13 protein-coding genes are annotated in these 17,725 nt (G+C 43.1%); 12 read left to right on the top strand and 1 reads right to left on the bottom strand.

Annotated elements, in window-relative coordinates; genetic code table 11:
* The gene (gene gltB, locus ACFGVS_RS03000; protein ID WP_439697382.1) at positions 1–4,518 is read right to left on the bottom strand and encodes a glutamate synthase large subunit; all 4,518 of its coding nucleotides are present in this window, start codon (positions 4,516–4,518) and stop codon (positions 1–3) included.
* 511 nt (positions 4,519–5,029) lie between these two features.
* Between gltB and ACFGVS_RS02995 the strand changes: the two genes are divergently transcribed.
* The 12 genes from ACFGVS_RS02995 to bla all read left to right on the top strand — a co-directional run bounded on the left by ACFGVS_RS02995 (position 5,030) and on the right by bla (position 17,682).
* A complete protein-coding gene (locus tag ACFGVS_RS02995; protein WP_439697381.1) occupies positions 5,030–5,521 on the top strand; it encodes a D-glycero-alpha-D-manno-heptose-1,7-bisphosphate 7-phosphatase in 492 nt (163 codons plus the stop codon).
* Positions 5,522–5,711: 190 nt separating this feature from the next.
* Positions 5,712–7,256 carry a hypothetical protein gene (locus ACFGVS_RS02990; RefSeq protein WP_439697380.1) on the top strand — a complete coding sequence of 515 codons (1,545 nt, stop codon included), beginning with the start codon at positions 5,712–5,714 and terminating at the stop codon, positions 7,254–7,256.
* A gap of 331 nt (positions 7,257–7,587) precedes the next feature.
* Positions 7,588–8,439 carry an ATP phosphoribosyltransferase gene (gene hisG / locus ACFGVS_RS02985; RefSeq protein WP_439697379.1) on the top strand — a complete coding sequence of 284 codons (852 nt, stop codon included), beginning with the start codon at positions 7,588–7,590 and terminating at the stop codon, positions 8,437–8,439.
* 88 nt (positions 8,440–8,527) lie between these two features.
* Entirely contained in the window at positions 8,528–9,811 is a 1,284-nt protein-coding gene (gene hisD, locus ACFGVS_RS02980) for a histidinol dehydrogenase (protein WP_439697378.1), read from the top strand.
* A gap of 132 nt (positions 9,812–9,943) precedes the next feature.
* On the top strand, positions 9,944–11,002 hold the full coding sequence (gene hisC, locus ACFGVS_RS02975; RefSeq protein ID WP_274212995.1) for a histidinol-phosphate transaminase: 1,059 nt from the start codon (positions 9,944–9,946) through the stop codon (positions 11,000–11,002).
* Positions 11,003–11,006: 4 nt separating this feature from the next.
* Positions 11,007–12,302, top strand: a complete 1,296-nt coding sequence (locus ACFGVS_RS02970) for a hypothetical protein (protein ID WP_439697377.1) — start codon at positions 11,007–11,009, stop codon at positions 12,300–12,302.
* A complete protein-coding gene (hisB, locus tag ACFGVS_RS02965) occupies positions 12,295–13,437 on the top strand; it encodes a bifunctional histidinol-phosphatase/imidazoleglycerol-phosphate dehydratase HisB (protein WP_090647512.1) in 1,143 nt (380 codons plus the stop codon). Before ACFGVS_RS02970 ends, hisB begins: the two co-directional genes overlap by 8 nt.
* Positions 13,438–13,531: 94 nt before the next feature.
* On the top strand, positions 13,532–14,122 hold the full coding sequence (gene hisH / locus ACFGVS_RS02960) for an imidazole glycerol phosphate synthase subunit HisH (protein ID WP_439697376.1): 591 nt from the start codon (positions 13,532–13,534) through the stop codon (positions 14,120–14,122).
* Positions 14,123–14,127: 5 nt separating this feature from the next.
* A complete protein-coding gene (locus ACFGVS_RS02955) occupies positions 14,128–14,877 on the top strand; it encodes a HisA/HisF-related TIM barrel protein (RefSeq protein ID WP_090647506.1) in 750 nt (249 codons plus the stop codon).
* 128 nt (positions 14,878–15,005) lie between these two features.
* Positions 15,006–15,761 carry an imidazole glycerol phosphate synthase subunit HisF gene (gene hisF / locus ACFGVS_RS02950; protein ID WP_439697375.1) on the top strand — a complete coding sequence of 252 codons (756 nt, stop codon included), beginning with the start codon at positions 15,006–15,008 and terminating at the stop codon, positions 15,759–15,761.
* A gap of 371 nt (positions 15,762–16,132) precedes the next feature.
* Entirely contained in the window at positions 16,133–16,720 is a 588-nt protein-coding gene (gene hisIE / locus ACFGVS_RS02945) for a bifunctional phosphoribosyl-AMP cyclohydrolase/phosphoribosyl-ATP diphosphatase HisIE (protein WP_439697374.1), read from the top strand.
* 71 nt (positions 16,721–16,791) lie between these two features.
* Complete coding sequence (gene bla, locus ACFGVS_RS02940) at positions 16,792–17,682, top strand: class A beta-lactamase (protein WP_439697373.1); 891 nt, start codon at positions 16,792–16,794, stop codon at positions 17,680–17,682.
* The last annotated feature ends 43 nt before the right edge of the window (positions 17,683–17,725 follow it).

The following is a 17,725-nucleotide window of genomic DNA, read 5'->3' as shown; positions in this document are numbered from 1 at the left end:
TTAGCCTATTGTTTGATATTGTAACTTCTCTACTACTTTTTTATACTCTTTTGGATACACCTTCACAAACTGTGTAGATGCCTCGGCCCAGTTAGCCAGGATCTGCTGTGCAAGTTTACTACCTGTAAGGCTTACATGCTTACGCAACAAGGTAAGTATCTGCTCTTCATCCTGTAACGATAGCGGATCAAGATCCACCATCTCGGTATTACAGTTCTCGGCAAAGCTGTTATCCGGGTTATAAACCCAGGCTAAACCACCGCTCATACCTGCCGCAAAGTTACGGCCTGTTTTACCAAGGATAAGTGCACGGCCACCGGTCATATACTCGCAACCGTGGTCGCCAATACCTTCTACAACAGTAGTAGCACCTGAGTTACGTACCGCGAATCGTTCGCCTGCCATACCACCGATAAATACCTCGCCTGATGTGGCGCCATATAAGGCAACGTTACCAATGATGATATTATCTTCCGGCGTGAAAGTAGCTTTCGCTGAAGGATAAATAGCCAGTTGTGCGCCTGATAAACCTTTACCTACGTAGTCATTGGCTTCGCCTTCCAACTCAAAAGAGATACCCTTGGTTGCAAAAGCACCGAAACTTTGCCCGGCCGAGCCTTTGAATTTGTAGTTAATGGTATTATCGGGTAAGCCAGCCGAACCATAGATCTTCGAGATCTCGTTTGACAGTAAGGTACCAATGGTACGGTTAACGTTGATGACATCGAACGATGCAAATACCGGTGTTTTATCTTCAAGAGCAGGTTGAGCTGCCGCTAACAACTGCCAATCCAATATCTCATCCATGCCATGATCCTGCTTTTCGCTGTTATAAAGCGTCATGCCTTTGGTATTGGTAACCGGGTGTAAAATACCGCTCAGGTCAATCTTTTTAGCCTTCCAGCTTTCCAGATGATCTTTCACTTTCAGGAACTGAACACGGCCAACCATTTCATTAATGGTACGGAAACCTAATTCGGCCATAATCTCGCGCAGTTCTTCGGCCATAAATTTAAACAGGTTCACTACGTGATCTGCCTTACCGCTAAACAGTTTCCTTAATTCAGGATCTTGCGTGGCAACACCTACCGGGCAGGTATTCAGGTGACACTTACGCATCATGATACAGCCACCGGCTACAAGCGCCGCTGTTGCAACTCCCCACTCTTCGGCTCCCATCAAAGCTGCAATGGCCAAATCACGACCGGTTTTTAGCTGGCCATCTGTTTGCAATACCACACGGCTGCGTAATTTGTTACGTACCAATGTTTGGTGAGCTTCGGTTAAACCAAGTTCCCACGGCAAGCCGGCGTGTTTTACTGAGCTTATTGGCGATGCACCGGTACCACCATCATAGCCGGCAATCAGGATAACATCAGCATGTGCTTTGGCCACGCCTGCTGCTATTGTACCCACACCTGCTTTTGATACCAATTTTACATTGATACGTGCAGCTCGGTTGGCGTTCTTTAAATCGAATATTAATTGCGCCAAATCCTCGATAGAGTAAATATCGTGGTGTGGCGGTGGAGAAATCAAACCTACCCCGGGGGTTGAGTGACGGGTTTTAGCAATCCAATCATCAACTTTATGACCCGGAAGCTGCCCGCCTTCGCCTGGCTTGGCACCTTGTGCCATTTTTATCTGCAATTCATCGGCATTGGTCAGGTAATTTGATGTTACACCGAAACGGGCAGATGCTATTTGCTTAATAGCCGAACGCATGGAATCGCCGTTGGCCATTTTTTCGTAACGCATTTCATCCTCGCCGCCTTCGCCGGTGTTGCTTTTACCACCTATGCGGTTCATGGCAATAGCCATGGTGCTATGCGCCTCGTGAGATATAGAGCCGAATGACATGGCGCCTGTTGCAAAGCGCTTCATGATATTTTCGGCCGGTTCAACCTCGTCAATGCTGATAGCTTCACGGTGATGGGCAAAGTCAAGCAGTCCCCGAATGGTAAAGTGCTTTTCGGTTTGCTCGTTAATTGCTTTAGCGTAATTTTTGTACACGTTGTAATCATTGCTACGGGTAGCATGTTGTAATAAGTGTACAGTGGTTGGGTTAAATAAGTGCGCTTCGCCCCTGCGTTTCCATTGGTAAATACCACCTTCGGGCAATAAATTGTCGGCTCCCTTGGTGTTAAAGCCCATGCGGTGTTTGCATAGAGCTTCGCGGGCTATTTCGTCAAGGCCCAAACCGCCAATACGGGTAACAGCTCCGCAGAAATATTTATCTACAACCGTTTTATTTAAACCTAATATTTCAAAAACCTGCGAACCATGGTATGATTGTAGGGTCGAGATCCCCATTTTAGAGAAGATCTTCAACAAACCATCATTTATAGATTTTACGTAGTTTTTTTGTAATGTTTTAATATCATGGCTGGTTTCTAAACTGCCGTTGTTTTTAACGGTTTCGATAGTTGCCAAAGCCAGGTACGGGTTGATAGCTGTAGCGCCAAATGCCAGCAAGCAGGCAAAGTGATGCACTTCCCACGCATCCCCGGTTTCAACAACCAAGCCTACGGCGCCGCGGCGGCCTTTTTTAATCAGGTGATGATGTACCGCAGAAACCGCTAATAATGTAGGGATGGGCGCATGCTCCGAATCCACAGCACGATCCGACAGGATCAATACTTCAAAACCGTCGTCAACAGCATCCTCGGCATAGCGGCAAAGCCTTGCAATACCTTTTTCTAACGAGCCGGGCATACCATCGGCTACAAAGTAAGTTTGCAGTGTTTTGGCATGAAAAAGGCCGGTATCAATACTGCGCAGTTTTTCTAACTGGTGATTTTTTAATATCGGGTGCTTTAAAACTACGCAATGGCAGTGCATTTTATCTTCATCCAGCAAGTTACCGTTGTTACCGATAAAGGTTGCCAAACTCATTACCAGGCGTTCGCGGATTGGGTCGATAGGCGGGTTGGTTACCTGGGCAAAAAATTGCTTAAAGTAGCTTGATAAATGTTGTGGTTTATCAGATAATATAGCCAAAGGCACATCGGTACCCATGGAGCCTACGGGCTCCTTACCATCAACAGCCATTGGCTTAATAATGGTATCTATATCCTCGCGGCTGTAACCAAATACCTGCTGGTAACGGAATACAGAAGCTTCTGATAGCTGAGCGAATGCCAAACGGGGTTCGGTAAGTTCGCTCAGGTTTATTTTATAATTCTCCAGCCAGCGGCCATAAGGCTGCCTTGAAGAAATTTGTTTTTTTATCTCATCATCTGTAATGATCCTGCCTTTTTCGGTATCAATCAACAGCATTTTACCAGGCTGCAAACGACCTTTACGTACTACGGTACTTTCGTCGATAGCCAGGGTACCCGCTTCAGATGCTGCTATAACGCGGCCATCGTTGGTAATTACATAACGCAACGGGCGAAGGCCATTCCTATCCAATAAAGCGCCTACCAGTTTACCATCGGTAAATGTGATGGCGGCCGGGCCATCCCATGGCTCCATTAAAGTAGCATGGTATTCGTAAAACGCCTTTTTAATAGGATCCATGTGTACGTTGCCGTCCCATGCCTCGGGTACCAGCATCATCATTACGTGTGGTAACGAACGGCCCGAATGTAACAGAATTTCGATGATATTATCCAAACAGGCAGAGTCTGACTGGTTGTTATCAATCACCGGCATAATCATTTCCATTTCTTCGGCCGTGAAGTACGACGAAGCATATGATTTTAAACCGGCATAAAACCAGTTTAAGTTGCCGGTTAAAGTATTGATCTCGCCATTATGGGCAATCAGGCGGAAAGGCTGAGCCAGTTTCCACGATGGGAAAGTATTGGTAGAGAAACGTGAATGGATCATGGCAAAGCCAGATGCAATACGCGGATCAGTTAAATCAGCATAATATTTACGCAGCTGGTAAGTAGTTACCTGGCCTTTGTAAACAATTGTTTTGCATGATAACGAGGTAAAATAAAAATATTCAGATGCGCCGGGAATGGTATCTGTAATAGTTTTATTGATGTACCTGCGTAATATAAAAAGCTTCCGCTCAAAGTCATCCGCATTGGTAATGTGGTGCGGGCGGGCAATAAATATCTGCTCCACATCCGGCTCGGCCTGGCGGGCTGTTTCGCCAACTGCCATTGAATCAACGGTCAATTTGCGGTAACCTAATTTAACAAGGCCAAGCTTTTCTATCGCATTGGTAATCACAATGCGGCAGGCTTTTTTCTGTGCCGAGTCTTTCGGGAAAAAGATCATCCCAACACCATACTCGCCCGGTTCGGGCAGGCTGATCTCGAGGTTTGAGCATTCCTCCATTAAAAACTCATGGGGCAGTTGTATTAATATACCGGCACCATCGCCGGTTTCAGGATCACATCCGCAGGCACCGCGGTGTTCCATGTTCTCGAGCATCGTAAGCGCATCATCAATAATCTGGTTACTTTTATGACCATTTATGTTGGTTATAAATCCAGTTCCGCACGAATCGTGTTCAAATTCTGGCCTATAAAGGCCCTGGTTGCTATCAGTTTGATTCATCTTTAGAGTAAACCGTTTATAAAGGGGTGTAACAACGAAGTTACCAATTTGCAAATAAATTATAAAATTTATCGGAATTTTTAAAGATTTCTAAAAATTCGATTATCTATATCATATTTATTTAACAAAATGACAACATAAATAAACAATTATTATGATTAAGTAAATGAAATATGTTGTTTTCTTATTTAGAATCGGTATAAAGTTGCACCAATTTACCGCTATTCATTTATACAATCGGTAAATATACCAATAACAGAATAAAATTTTGTTGGTTAAATCTATGTGAAGAGTAGACTATTTTGGGGAGAAGTCCGGAAGTCAGTAAAGTCCGGAAGTTTAACACGGTTGAAGTCAAAGAAGAATCTCCACCGATCATGACAATTGCAGCTTTTCTACACTTCCTGCCTTTCCTAACTTTCGCACTTCCTAACTTTCGGACTTCCGGACTTTCCCGACTTTCGGACTTATAATTTACAAATTGCTAACTTCGCCAAAAATTAAAATTTAGATGTCTGCAAAAGTTAAAGCCGTTTTTTTAGATCGCGATGGAGTATTGAACCAGGAAATGGGCGATTATGTTCGCCGTTTTGAGGATTTTCATGTACTGGATAATTTTGATGCCCTTAAAACTTTGCAGGATAGGGGCTACATGCTACTGGTAGCCACCAACCAGGGCGGCCTGGCTAAAGGCTGGTATACCGAAGAGGAGTTGGCAAAAATGCACCATCACTTAAAAACTGTATATGCTGAGCATGGTGTAATTATAACCGACTTTTTTTACTGCCCGCACCATCCTAATTTTACCGGCGACTGCGATTGCCGCAAGCCAAAACCAGGATTGTTACTACAAGGCATTGCCAAATATAATATTGACCCTGCCCTATCCTATTTTATAGGCGACCGCGAGCGCGATGTTGAAGCAGGCACCCTGGCTGGTGTTAAAGGAATTTTGATTGACAGCGATCAGCCGATTAGCACCGTATTGGATTTGATTGCGTAGATCACATCATAATACATTATAAATATGTCATTTCGAGGCACGAAGCAATCGCACGCGTGCAAAACAGAAATGCATAGTTCGCGATTGCTTCGTCCCTCGCAATGACATATTTGACTTGCAAAAAATCATTTTTTAAAACATTTTACCCGCTTACAACTTTTACAACTAAATTTAACAGTAAAAAAATCCTATGCAGCTAAGCCGCTATTTAAAAAACTACGACACATTTATTGCCGCGGTACTTGGCTTTGTTGCAATACAAATGTTTTGCAGTTATAGCGGTATTGGTATATCGCCAGACTCTATTATGTATACCAGCGCTGCCCGGAGCTTGAACACTAATGGCACGTTGCAAACATTTAACCATATCCCTATTGTTGATTTCCCGGTATTTTACCCCATATTTTTAGGGAGCATTATGTTTATTACCCGCATAGATCCTGTTGTTTTTGGCGCGGTATTGAATGGTTTGATGTTTGCCACGCTCATTTATACCGCCGGTTGGATCATGCAGCGTTTTGTGCCCGCAAACCGCGTTTACAAGTGGCTGATGCTGGTAGCCATTATATTAAGTCCGGCGTTATTGCAGGTATACTCCTACTTATGGTCCGAAACGTTATTTATAGTAGAAACCTTGTTTTTCCTGGTTGCTTTCAGACAGTATTTGCTGAAGCATACGGTTAAAGCTTTGATAGTAGCGGCTTTAATTGCCGCAATAAGCTGCGTTACCCGTTATGCCGCAGTTACCATTGTTGGCACCGGCGGCTTACTTTTATTGCTGGACAGGGTTTTGCCGCTTAAAAAGAAGATCATACATATTATTATATATGGCTTTGTTTGCATTTCACTGTTGGTAAGCAATTTGGTTTTCAATGCGTTTATGTCGGGCACTACTACCGGGCCGCGGGAGCCTTCAATAACCTCATTTGGCAAAAACCTGTATTACTTTGGCAACGTGATTTGTGATTGGATGGGGCTTACGCCTAACCAATACTGGTTATCTGTGCCATTGGCTATTTTAATATTCGGTGGTTTTATAGCTGCCCTGGCTTACAATTATTACCGCAGGCACCTGGATAGTTTTGAAAACCTTGCCATAACTTTTGCTTTGGTGTATGGCTTATTTATAGTGGTGTCTTCAACCTTTTCGCGGTACGAACGTATCAACCATCGCCTGCTGGCACCTATATACATCCCCGCGCTTTGGGGTTATACCAGCTGGGGACTGCTGCTGCTTAAAAAAATAGTTAATGATAATACCCGCAAAATAGTGGGCGCTATTATGATTGTCCTGATGCTTGGTTTTGTAACCAAAGAGTTTTTTATTGACAAAAACCGCTACGACGACCAGGTAAGGGACGAATACGGCAACCCGGGATATACTGACGAAAGCTGGATGGATTCGCCGTTTGCGGCTTATCTTAAAACAATGGATAAAAGCCAGTTCGACCCGAAAGTTACCATTTATACCGATGCGCATGAGGCGGTTTACTTTTTCTCGGGCATGTCATCCTACCTGGTGCCTCACCGGTTTTTTAAAAAGGATATAGCCAAATTTTATACTTTTAAGCACTATTACCTTATCTGGTTTAAAAGCCTCGAAAACCCGGAACTGATCAACATAAAGGATATCCAAAAGGTAAAACAGTTGAGGCTGATTAAGGATTTTGGGGAAGAGGGTGCAATTTATGAGTATGACGAAAGTAGTAGTCAGAATCAGAATTTACAGAATTAAAGAATGGACAGAATCTTAAAGTTTGTTAATTCGTTAGTTTCGTTCACAATCCCGGCTGAGACAAAATTCTGTTAATGCTCAAATTCTGTAAATTCTGATTCTGACAAATTCTCCCAAATCCATAAAATTCTGATTTAATTTTGATTTAAAAAACATCTGTCTATATTTGCGCCAGACTTACCCGTATACTATAAAAAAATGAACGGTATCGCATTACATCATCTTCATCTGCATCACCACCATGTGGTGATCAGCTAATATGTATGTTTCTACGCGAAATAACAACCTCCGTTTGTACTCTTTTTTATTATAGTTCATAAATTCAATTCTTTTGAAAACACTTAAAATAGCGATCCAGAAATCTGGTCGTCTCAACGAAAAATCTGTCGAATTATTAAAAAATTGCGGCTTAAACTTCGAAAACTACAAAAGCTCACTAATCTCGCCTGTTTCGAATTTCCCTTTAGAGATCCTTTTTCTGCGCGATGATGATATCCCCGAATATGTTCAGGATGGCATTGCCGATTTGGGTATCGTAGGCGAAAACGTAATAGAGGAAACCGAAGTTGAAGTAAGCTATCTGCAGCGTCTTGGCTTTGGCAAATGCTCGCTTAAAATAGCGGTACCAAACAATAATAATATTGCTACCCTTGCCGATTTAAATGGTAAAGCTATAGCTACTACCTACCCTGTGATATTGGGCAAATTCCTGAAAGCCCAGGGTATCGAATCAGATATCCGTACCATTTCGGGCTCGGTTGAAATATCCCCCGGCCTGGGCTTGTCTGATGCTATTTGCGATTTGGTATCAACCGGCGGTACGCTAAAGAGCAACGGTTTAAAAGCATTTGCCGATGTAATGTCGTCAGAAGCCATTCTGATTAGCAGTAAAGCCACTGAAAGCAATGACCTTGTTCAGGAATTGATACAACGCATCCAATCGGTTTTGCGCGCCAAAGAGACTAAGTACGTGGTACTTAACGTTCATAAAGATAACCTTGATACAGTGATTGCTTTATTGCCGGGGGTTAAAAGCCCGTCGGTAGTACCATTGGCCGAAGCTGATTGGGTTGCAGTACACACCGTTATCCCGGAGCGCGATTTTTGGGACAGGATAAGCCAGCTAAAACAAGCCGGCGCGCAAGGCATTGTAGTAATGCCGATTGAGAAGATAATTATTTAAGCCCCCCAGCCCCCTAAAGGGGGAGCGAAAGTGGCTGCAACATAAATATTAACCTTTTAAATTCCTCCTTTAGGGGGTTAGGGGCTCTATGAAACTATTTAAGTATTCAGAACTTACTGCAAAAGATATCCGGAAACTGGTTCAGCGTAATGTTGACCCGGCAAATGAGATTCGTGCCGTTGTGGAGGAAGTGATTGCCAATGTGCAGCAGCACGGCGACAGCGCCCTGATTGACTATGCCCAAAAGTTTGATAAGGTAGCGCTAACTAAGCTTTTTTTGGATAAGGCCGAGTTGGAGGAACTGGCTGAAGCTATTACGCCAGAGCAAAAAAATGCCCTGGAAACTGCTTACAGCAACATCTATAAATTTCACCAAACGCAGCTAAAAACCGAGGATAAAGTAGAAACCATGCCCGGCGTTACCTGCTGGCGCGAGTTAAGGCCGATTGAAAAAGTTGGTTTATATATCCCCGGCGGATCTGCTGTTTTGCCAAGCACATTTTTAATGCTGGGCATCCCTGCACGCATCGCAGGCTGTCATGAAATTGTTGTTTGCTCGCCTCCGCAAAAAAGCGGCAAGGTAAATGCATTTATAGCCTATGTGGCGCTATTGTTAGGTATCGATAAAATTTACCTGGTTGGTGGTTCACAGGCCATAGCCGCAATGGCTTACGGTACAGAAAGCATTACTAAAGTTGATAAAATATTTGGCCCCGGCAACCAGTTTGTAACCAAAGCTAAAACGCTTATCCAGTCAACAACCACAACGGCTATTGATATGCCGGCAGGCCCGTCAGAAGTATTGGTTATTGCAGATGACACTGCTGTACCGGCTTATATAGCTGCCGATTTATTGGCGCAGGCCGAGCATGGAATTGACAGTCAATCGGTGTTGGTTTGCACATCGGCTGCAATTGCAGAGGCTACCTTAGCAGAAATAGAAAAACAATTACCCGTATTACCAAGGGCCGAAATTGCCGGTTTAGCGTTGGATAACTCCTACATTGTAGTAACATCCAGCCTTGCCGAAGCCATGGATTTCAGCAACTGTTATGCGCCTGAACACTTAATATTGGCAACACATAGCTGGGAGCAGATAACCGGAGGTATCATTAATGCCGGCTCGGTTTTCCTGGGCAATTTAACGCCAGAGAGCGCCGGCGATTATGCGTCAGGCACCAACCATACTTTGCCAACCAGTAGCTACGCAAGGGCTTACTCGGGCGTATCGGTAGATTCTTTTGTAAAAAAAATCACGTTTCAGCATATCACCCGCGAGGGGATTCAAAATATTGGCCACACTGTTGAAATCTTGGCCGAGATGGAAGGATTACATGCGCACAGGAATGCGGTGTCAATTAGAAAAAGTTAAATAAAAGACGTCATTGCGAGGTACGAAGCAATCCCCTACATGCTAAGTGGATTTGCAAATCGGGGATTGCTTCGTACCTCGCAATGACGGGAAAGTTAGAGAATTCGTTTATCGAGAAAGATTGAAAGAATAATGTACAATATAAATAATATACTAAGAGAAAATATTAAGCGGCTTGTCCCCTATTCATCGGCACGTGATGAGTACCAGGGCGAAGCCAGTGTTTTTTTAGATGCCAATGAAAATGCCTACGGTTCACCATTAGCAAAGCAATTTAACCGCTACCCTGATCCTATGCAATACGCCATTAAAATGCGTTTAAGCGAGATCAAGGGCGTACCTGCGCGTAACATATTTATAGGAAACGGCAGCGATGAAGCTATCGATATCCTTTTCCGCAGCTTTTGCAACCCAGGTGTTGATAACGTGATCCTGGTGCCCCCTACGTATGGTATGTACGAGGTATCGGCCAACATCAATGATGTGGAGGCCCGCAAGGTTTTGCTGACCGAAGATTATCAGCTGAACTTAGAAGGCATTGCCGAAGCTATCGACGAGCATACCAAACTGATATTTATATGTTCGCCAAATAACCCAACGGGCAATTCCATTAACCGCGCGGATGTTGAAACATTGCTGGCAAACTTTAATGGTATTGTAGTGGTTGATGAAGCCTACATCAATTTCAGCCGTCAAAAAACTTTTATTCAGGAACTTACCGAATATGCCAATTTAGTGGTGATGCAAACCTTATCCAAAGCATGGGGCCTGGCTGGCCTTCGTGTTGGGATGGCCTTTGCCAGCGAAGAGATTATCGAGGTGATGAATAAAGTTAAACCACCTTACAACGTTAACGAGTCATCGCAGCAACTGGCATTAGAAGCCCTGGCAAACGTTGACCAGGTAAATGGCTGGATAAAAGAAACCCTTTTACAACGCGACAGGCTGGTACTCGCTTTAAAGGAATTTGATTTTGTGGTAGATATTTATCCATCAGATGCCAACTTCATTTTGGTGAAAACTACTGATGCCAACGGTATTTATAAATTTTTAGTGGGTAAAGGCATCATCGTACGCAACCGCTCAAAAATTGATTTGTGCGAGGGCAGCTTACGCATTACCGTGGGCACCCCCGAAGAAAACACCATATTATTGGACACCCTACAGAATTTTGGCCCCTCGTTACTTTAATTGAATGAAGATTTATTTAATGCCAAGTACAGCTGGACGATATGGAGGAGGATTAAAAGGAAACCTCGAATATCTTGTTGCGATCATCCAAAACAGATTGGATAGTTCTGGGTTCGCATCTTCGTTCAATGAATTTTGGTTAACATTCTTTTATTCCCCACTATATGTTTTGCCTGGTGTTGTTGGAATTGAGAATGATTTTAAAAAAGTGTTCGAAACTCTTCCATCTTCCTTTTTAAACAGACGTTATAAAAAGATCGATGTTAGTTTAAAAGCGTTTGAGTTTTCCGAGCATTTAGATAAGGCCGATCAAAAAAAATATGAACATCAGTTTGAGGTTGACAACCAATATAAAAACCTATCTGAAATTGATTTAGCACACGTGTTGATTGACAAATATCTTGAAGCGGGATCAATTGTTAAATCAAAGCTAAAAAAAGACGACCTTTTTGATTTTGAGACATTTAAAAATGTATTACTCTTATTAAAAAGTCAAATCAGCACTGATTTTCTTGAATCAGAAAATATTAAACTTGCAGCAAAATCCAAAGCGGATACCTTAAAGCACGCAATTGATTTAAGAGAGGAAAGATCGAGATCAAATAAGGTTAAAGACAAAAGGATTAGGGATTTCAGGGTATATGATTTCGATTTGGGAGCAAAAGCTCTTTACCCATATGCATATCAGTATTGCGAGATCTTTTTGAACATTTTAAGAAGTAAAAATTTGTTATGCCCTGTGTATCACCATTTATATATCCAGGTTTGCAAAACGATGGATGTATGCCTGGAGCGATCATTTACTCTTGATCATTGGTATATAAATGGCCTTTCAGTGATAGACTATGATAGGTACTTACAGCAAAGTGACGCTGAAAAAGAACAGACTGTATTCGATGTTATTGTAAATGGCTTAAGGGATATTGCTCACATCGATAAACTTGACAGCGAGATCATTGAAAGTACTATACAAGAGATAAAACAAAAGGGCCTGGACACGGAATTAGTATATGAAGTGATTGAAAATAAACGATACAAATTAATAGTCAGCTATTTTTCCCGTAGCATGGAAGAAGAGAGCCCTATTTATTTTACGGTATTAGATAAAACCTCGGGCAAATCGGGAAAGGTACAAATAGGCAAAGCAGAAAACTCCCAAATATACCTTTGGCTGCAGAAGATCACGCTAAGTGGCAGCCAAATTAAAGTTAAATCCAGCAATTCAATTACGGCCGATGTTTATTTAAAAAATAAACTCCGAAGTATGGAATTCAACATAAAAGATATCTTAAATGGATAAATCAAAAAAAATACTCTTTGTTGATCGTGATGGTACCATGATTAACGAAACGCCGGACGAGCAAATCGATTCGTTCGAAAAACTTACTTTTTACCCCGGGGCGTTAACTTACCTGCCCAAAATAGCCAAAGAACTTGATTTTGAACTGGTAATGGTTACCAACCAGGATGGTTTAGGTACCGCCGTTTATCCCGAAGATACTTTTTGGCCGGTGCATAACTTTATCCTCAAAACATTTGAAAGCGAGGGCGTAAAGTTTGCCAACCAAATTATCGACCGCACCTTTGCGGCCGACAAAGCCCCTACCCGTAAACCGGGAACTGCCTTGCTTACGCAATACCTTAACACAGAGAAATACGACCTTAAAAATTCTTTCACCATCGGCGATAGGAAAAACGATGTGCTGCTTGCTAAAAACCTGGGTGCCAAAGCAATCTGGTTAAATAACCAATCTAACTTAGGTGGTGGCGAATTTACCGAAGCAGATCATATTGGCGATACCATCGCATTGGAAACTACCGACTGGCAAAAAATCTACGAATTTCTGAAACTGGGAGAACGCGTGGTTGAGCACCGCCGCAGCACCAAAGAAACTGATATCTACATCAAAATAAACCTGGATGGTACCGGCGAAGCCAAAGTATCAACCGGCCTGCATTTTTTTGACCACATGCTGGATCAGATTGCCCGCCATGGCAGCATCGACCTGGAAGTGATTGCCAAAGGCGATCTGCATATTGATGAACACCACACTGTTGAAGATACGGGCATCGCTTTAGGCGAGATTTTCGCCACTGCTTTAGGCAACAAAATGGGTATTGAACGCTATGGTTTTTGCCTGCCTATGGACGATTGCCTGGCGCAGGCAGCTATTGATTTTGGCGGCCGTAACTGGATAGTTTGGGATGCCGAATTTAAACGCGAAAAAGTTGGAGATGTGCCCACCGAAATGTTTTACCATTTCTTCAAATCATTTAGCGACGCGGCAAAATGCAATTTGAATATAAAAGCCGAAGGACAGAACGAACATCATAAAATAGAAGCTATATTTAAAGCCTTTGCGAAGGCAATAAAAATGGCCGTTAAACGTGATGTAAATAAGATGGTTTTACCATCGACCAAAGGATTACTTTAAGTTGGCAGCAGGCAGTTTTCAGTAGGCAGTGAAAAAGCATTGTCAATTAAAACTGCAGCTAAATGCAAACTGCAAACTAATAACTGCAAACTGAATGATAGGCATAATAAGATACGGCGCCGGTAATATTTTTTCGCTTACAGCGGCGTTGGAGCGGTTGGGCATACCTTACGGCATGATCAATAGCGAAGAAGATTTTGATAAGTACGACCGATATATCATCCCTGGTGTTGGACATGCGGGCGCAGCCATGAGCAAATTGGAGTCGACAGGATTAGTTCCCACGATTAAAGCCCTAAAAAAGCCCACTTTGGGCATTTGTGTGGGGATGCAGTTACTCACCTCCTACTCCGAAGAAGGTGACTCTACCCTGCTTGGCCTGTTCCCTATTAAAACTTTAAGGTTTAAGGACAGCAATTTATACAAGGTACCGCATACCGGCTGGAACCAGGTTTATCCCGAAAAGGAAAACCCATTATTTGAAAATATACCGTCAGGATCACATTTTTACTTTGTACATTCATACTTTATTGAGTATGATAAAGCGTACACTTTACTATCGGCCAATTATAACAATGAATTTTCGGCATCAATTTGGCGGGATAATTTTTATGGCGTACAATTTCACCCCGAAAAATCGGGAGTGTACGGCGAAACACTTTTAACAAACTTTTCAAAAATATAAAAGACATGTACATAATTCCCGCTATCGATATTCTGAATAAAAAAGTAGTTAGGCTACGTGAGGGTGATTACCAACAGGTAACAGAATATGATGTAACGCTCGAAGAAATGATTGAGCGCTACCAAAGCAATGGCACCAACTTTATCCATATTATTGACCTGAACGGCGCTAAAAACGATTTCAGCAACCAGCAATACCTGTTTGATGTGATCCGTAAAACCGACATGAAGGTGCAATACGGTGGCGGTATCCGCAGCATCGAAAAAGTAAAAGAGTTGATTGATTCGGGCGTTCACCGGGTTATTGTGGGCACACAGGCATTAACCAACCCCGAATTTTTGCCCCAATTAGGCAAAGAGATTTGCGGCCGCGACAAGTGTTCCGACCAGGTGGTTATCGCAATAGATGTGTTGGACGAAGTGATCAAATACTCAGGCTGGATGGAAAGCTCACCTATTAAACTGATGGACTACGTTGATAAATGCCTTGCCTTAGGATTTTTCCGTTTTTTATGTACCGATATCAACAAAGACGGCAAACTGGGCGGCGCGGGTATTGAGCTTTACGAAAAACTGCTCGACCATTCGCCATTCATTAAACTGATAGCATCCGGAGGTGTAAGCTCGATGGATGACGTAGAGAAACTGAGCCGTTTGAAGGTAGAATCGGTAGTTGTAGGTAAAGCGATCTATGAGAACAGGGTAACTATCGAAGATGTGAAAAATTGGAATTTAGAGGCCCTTATATCAATATAGTTCACTCCTCATTATAAAATAAAACATTTGTCATTGCGAGCGATAGCGTGGCAATCTCGTGGCATGCAAAGCGAATAAGCAAAGTTCGCGATTGCTTCGTTCCTCGCAATGACATATCTAAAAAGCTTATGCTTTCGAAAAGAATTATCCCTTGTTTAGACGTTAAAGACGGTCGCACCGTAAAAGGCGTAAACTTTGTTGACCTGCGCGACGCGGGCGACCCGGTTGAGCTGGCCTGGAACTACTCGAGGCAGGGTGCTGACGAACTGGTATTCCTGGATATTACCGCAACAGTTGAGCGCCGCAAAACCATGGTGGACCTGGTGAAAGCCGTGGCCAGGCAAATAAATATCCCTTTTACCATTGGTGGCGGTATTAACGAAATTGCCGATGCCGATGCACTTTTAAACGCCGGTGCAGATAAGATCTCGATCAACTCGGCAGCGGTACGTAACCCGGCTTTAATTGATGAGTTGGCCAAAGCATTTGGCGTTCAGTTTGTGGTAATTGCGGTGGATACCCGCAGCATTGGCGACAAAAACATTGTACACCTGAATGGCGGCAGATTGCCTACTGAACGGGAAACATTGGAGTGGATTCTGGAAGCCGAAAGCCGTGGTGCCGGCGAAATTTTGCTTACATCAATGGATCATGATGGTACAAAAGCTGGTTTTGATAACAAGCTATTAAAAATTGTGAACGATGCGGTACACATCCCTGTAATAGCCTCGGGTGGGGCAGGTTCGGTACAGCACTTTGTTGACGTATTTGAAAAAACAAATATTGATGCAGCTTTAGCAGCGTCGGTATTTCACTATGGCGAGATATTGATTCCGGATTTGAAAGCGGTATTGAAGAGTAATAATATAGAGGTGAGGATATAGGGTGGCGGGGTTCAGGTGGCGAGGTTCGAGGCTCGGGCGTTGTTAGTTTTAAAACAAACGTTTTACCCGAACCACGAACCTGGCAACTGGCAATAACTCTTCTACCCGCGTTAGGGATTGCAGCGGATACCGGCCCGTGATTAAGGCCTGTGCAGTATGAGCGTAAAGCCCGGGCCAAAGGTAACGCCCTTACACTCACACGTGAGGTAGCTGCCTGTGAGGACACAGGCCAGCGGGAGAGACGTAGATGCATGGTGTAAAGCACACCCCTGCCAGCGCTCAGGACTCACACGCCCCCTCTCAAGAGGGGAATTTGATTGAATATAACACGAACCTGGCACCCTGGAGCAGGAACCAGAACAACAGATACAATGAATATAGATTTCAACAAAACAGACGGTTTAGTACCGGTTATTATACAGGACGAGCAAACCTTAGAGGTGCTGATGCTGGGCTACATGAACCAGGAGGCTTATGATAAAACCGTACAGGAAAATATAGTTACATTTTTCTCCCGCTCAAAAGACCGCTTGTGGACCAAGGGCGAAACCAGCAGTAATTTTTTGCATGTAAAAAACATCAGCATTGATTGCGATAATGATACTTTGCTGATTAAAGTTAAAGCTGATGGCCCTACCTGCCATACCGGCTCGCGCAGTTGTTTTAACACCGGCTATAATCAAAACTTTATTTTGGAGCTGGAAAACATTATTGCCGATAGATACGAAAATCCGGTGGAAGGATCATATGTAAATAAGCTGCGGAATAAGGGACTCAACAAAATAGCTCAAAAGGTTGGTGAAGAAGGCGTTGAAACCGTTATAGCCGCTTTGGCGGAAACGGAAACTGACTTGATTAATGAATCGTCCGATCTGGTTTTTCACCTGTTGGTTTTGCTTCGCGAAAAGGGATTAACGTTAGAAACCATTGCTAAAAACCTGGAGAAAAGGCATAAATAGTCATTAGTCATTAGTCATTAGTCATTAGTCATTAGTCATTAGTCATTAGTCATTAGTCATTAGGGAAACTTATGGTGAGGTTTGTTGTTTTTTATATTTTGCTGTTTTGTTTCTTTTTTATTGGTAATGCCAATGCGCAACAAGATAGGCTTAGGGAGAAGATTGCCGAAATTGCGAAGGATGCAAAAGGTACTGTTGGGGTTTCGGTATTAAACCTTGAAACGGGTGATACGTTAACATATAACGGCTACCTGCGCCAGCCAATGCAGAGTGTGATGAAGTTCCCGATTGCCATTACCGTTTTGCACGAGATTGACGAAGGGAAATTCACATTAGATCAGCTGGTTCGCCTGGATAAAAGCGATTTATTTAAAACATACAGCCCCTTGCAGGATAAATATCCGGCGGCAAATGTAGATGTTTCGATAAGGGAGTTGCTTAGCTATATGGTATCGTTAAGTGACAATGTTGCCTGCGACAAGCTTTTAAAAGTTTTAGGCGGAACGGATGCGGTAGAGGCCTATATTCACCATATCGGGATCAAAAACTTCTCGATAAAAGCCTCCGAATATCAAATGGCGCAGGCCTGGGACGTACAGTTTACCGATTGGGTAACGGCTTCTGAACTTACTCATTTATTGAGTGTGGCCTTTAAACCCGATTTTCTTTCGCCTGCAAGCCATTCTTACCTTTGGAAAATTATGCAGGAAACTTCAACCGGACCTAACCAGATTAAAGGTTTGTTGCCTGTTGGTACAATAGTATATCATAAAACCGGCCGCTCGGGTACCAATGAAAAAGGAATTTCGGCAGCTACCAACGATACCGGTATTATTGCACTACCTAACGGCAATCACCTGGCTATTTCCATTTTGGTTACCAATTCGCCCGTTGATTTGAAGGCCCGCGAATTGGTTATTGCACGCATAGCAAGGGCAGCCTATGACGAGGCCATAAAATAGATTACGTCAAGACTAATATCAAAACAACTCATCTCCGTCAAAA

Source organism: Mucilaginibacter sediminis, from assembly GCF_051903035.1.
Taxonomy (GTDB): Bacteria; Bacteroidota; Bacteroidia; order Sphingobacteriales; family Sphingobacteriaceae; genus Mucilaginibacter.
Note: the sequence above shows the minus strand (reverse complement) of the source record. Positions and strands in the feature narration are given on the sequence as shown.

What these genes read in the sequence shown, in the direction of transcription:
- gltB (WP_439697382.1), bottom strand. Translation starts at nt 4,518, where the DNA reads ATGAATCAAACTGATAGCAACCAGGGCCTTTATAGGCCAGAATTTGAA.
- ACFGVS_RS02955 (WP_090647506.1), top strand. Translation starts at nt 14,128, where the DNA reads ATGTACATAATTCCCGCTATCGATATTCTGAATAAAAAAGTAGTTAGG.
- ACFGVS_RS02970 (WP_439697377.1), top strand. Translation starts at nt 11,007, where the DNA reads ATGAAGATTTATTTAATGCCAAGTACAGCTGGACGATATGGAGGAGGA.
- hisD (WP_439697378.1), top strand. Translation starts at nt 8,528, where the DNA reads ATGAAACTATTTAAGTATTCAGAACTTACTGCAAAAGATATCCGGAAA.
- hisH (WP_439697376.1), top strand. Translation starts at nt 13,532, where the DNA reads ATGATAGGCATAATAAGATACGGCGCCGGTAATATTTTTTCGCTTACA.
- hisB (WP_090647512.1), top strand. Translation starts at nt 12,295, where the DNA reads ATGGATAAATCAAAAAAAATACTCTTTGTTGATCGTGATGGTACCATG.
- ACFGVS_RS02995 (WP_439697381.1), top strand. Translation starts at nt 5,030, where the DNA reads ATGTCTGCAAAAGTTAAAGCCGTTTTTTTAGATCGCGATGGAGTATTG.
- hisC (WP_274212995.1), top strand. Translation starts at nt 9,944, where the DNA reads ATGTACAATATAAATAATATACTAAGAGAAAATATTAAGCGGCTTGTC.
- hisF (WP_439697375.1), top strand. Translation starts at nt 15,006, where the DNA reads ATGCTTTCGAAAAGAATTATCCCTTGTTTAGACGTTAAAGACGGTCGC.
- hisIE (WP_439697374.1), top strand. Translation starts at nt 16,133, where the DNA reads ATGAATATAGATTTCAACAAAACAGACGGTTTAGTACCGGTTATTATA.
- bla (WP_439697373.1), top strand. Translation starts at nt 16,792, where the DNA reads ATGGTGAGGTTTGTTGTTTTTTATATTTTGCTGTTTTGTTTCTTTTTT.
- ACFGVS_RS02990 (WP_439697380.1), top strand. Translation starts at nt 5,712, where the DNA reads ATGCAGCTAAGCCGCTATTTAAAAAACTACGACACATTTATTGCCGCG.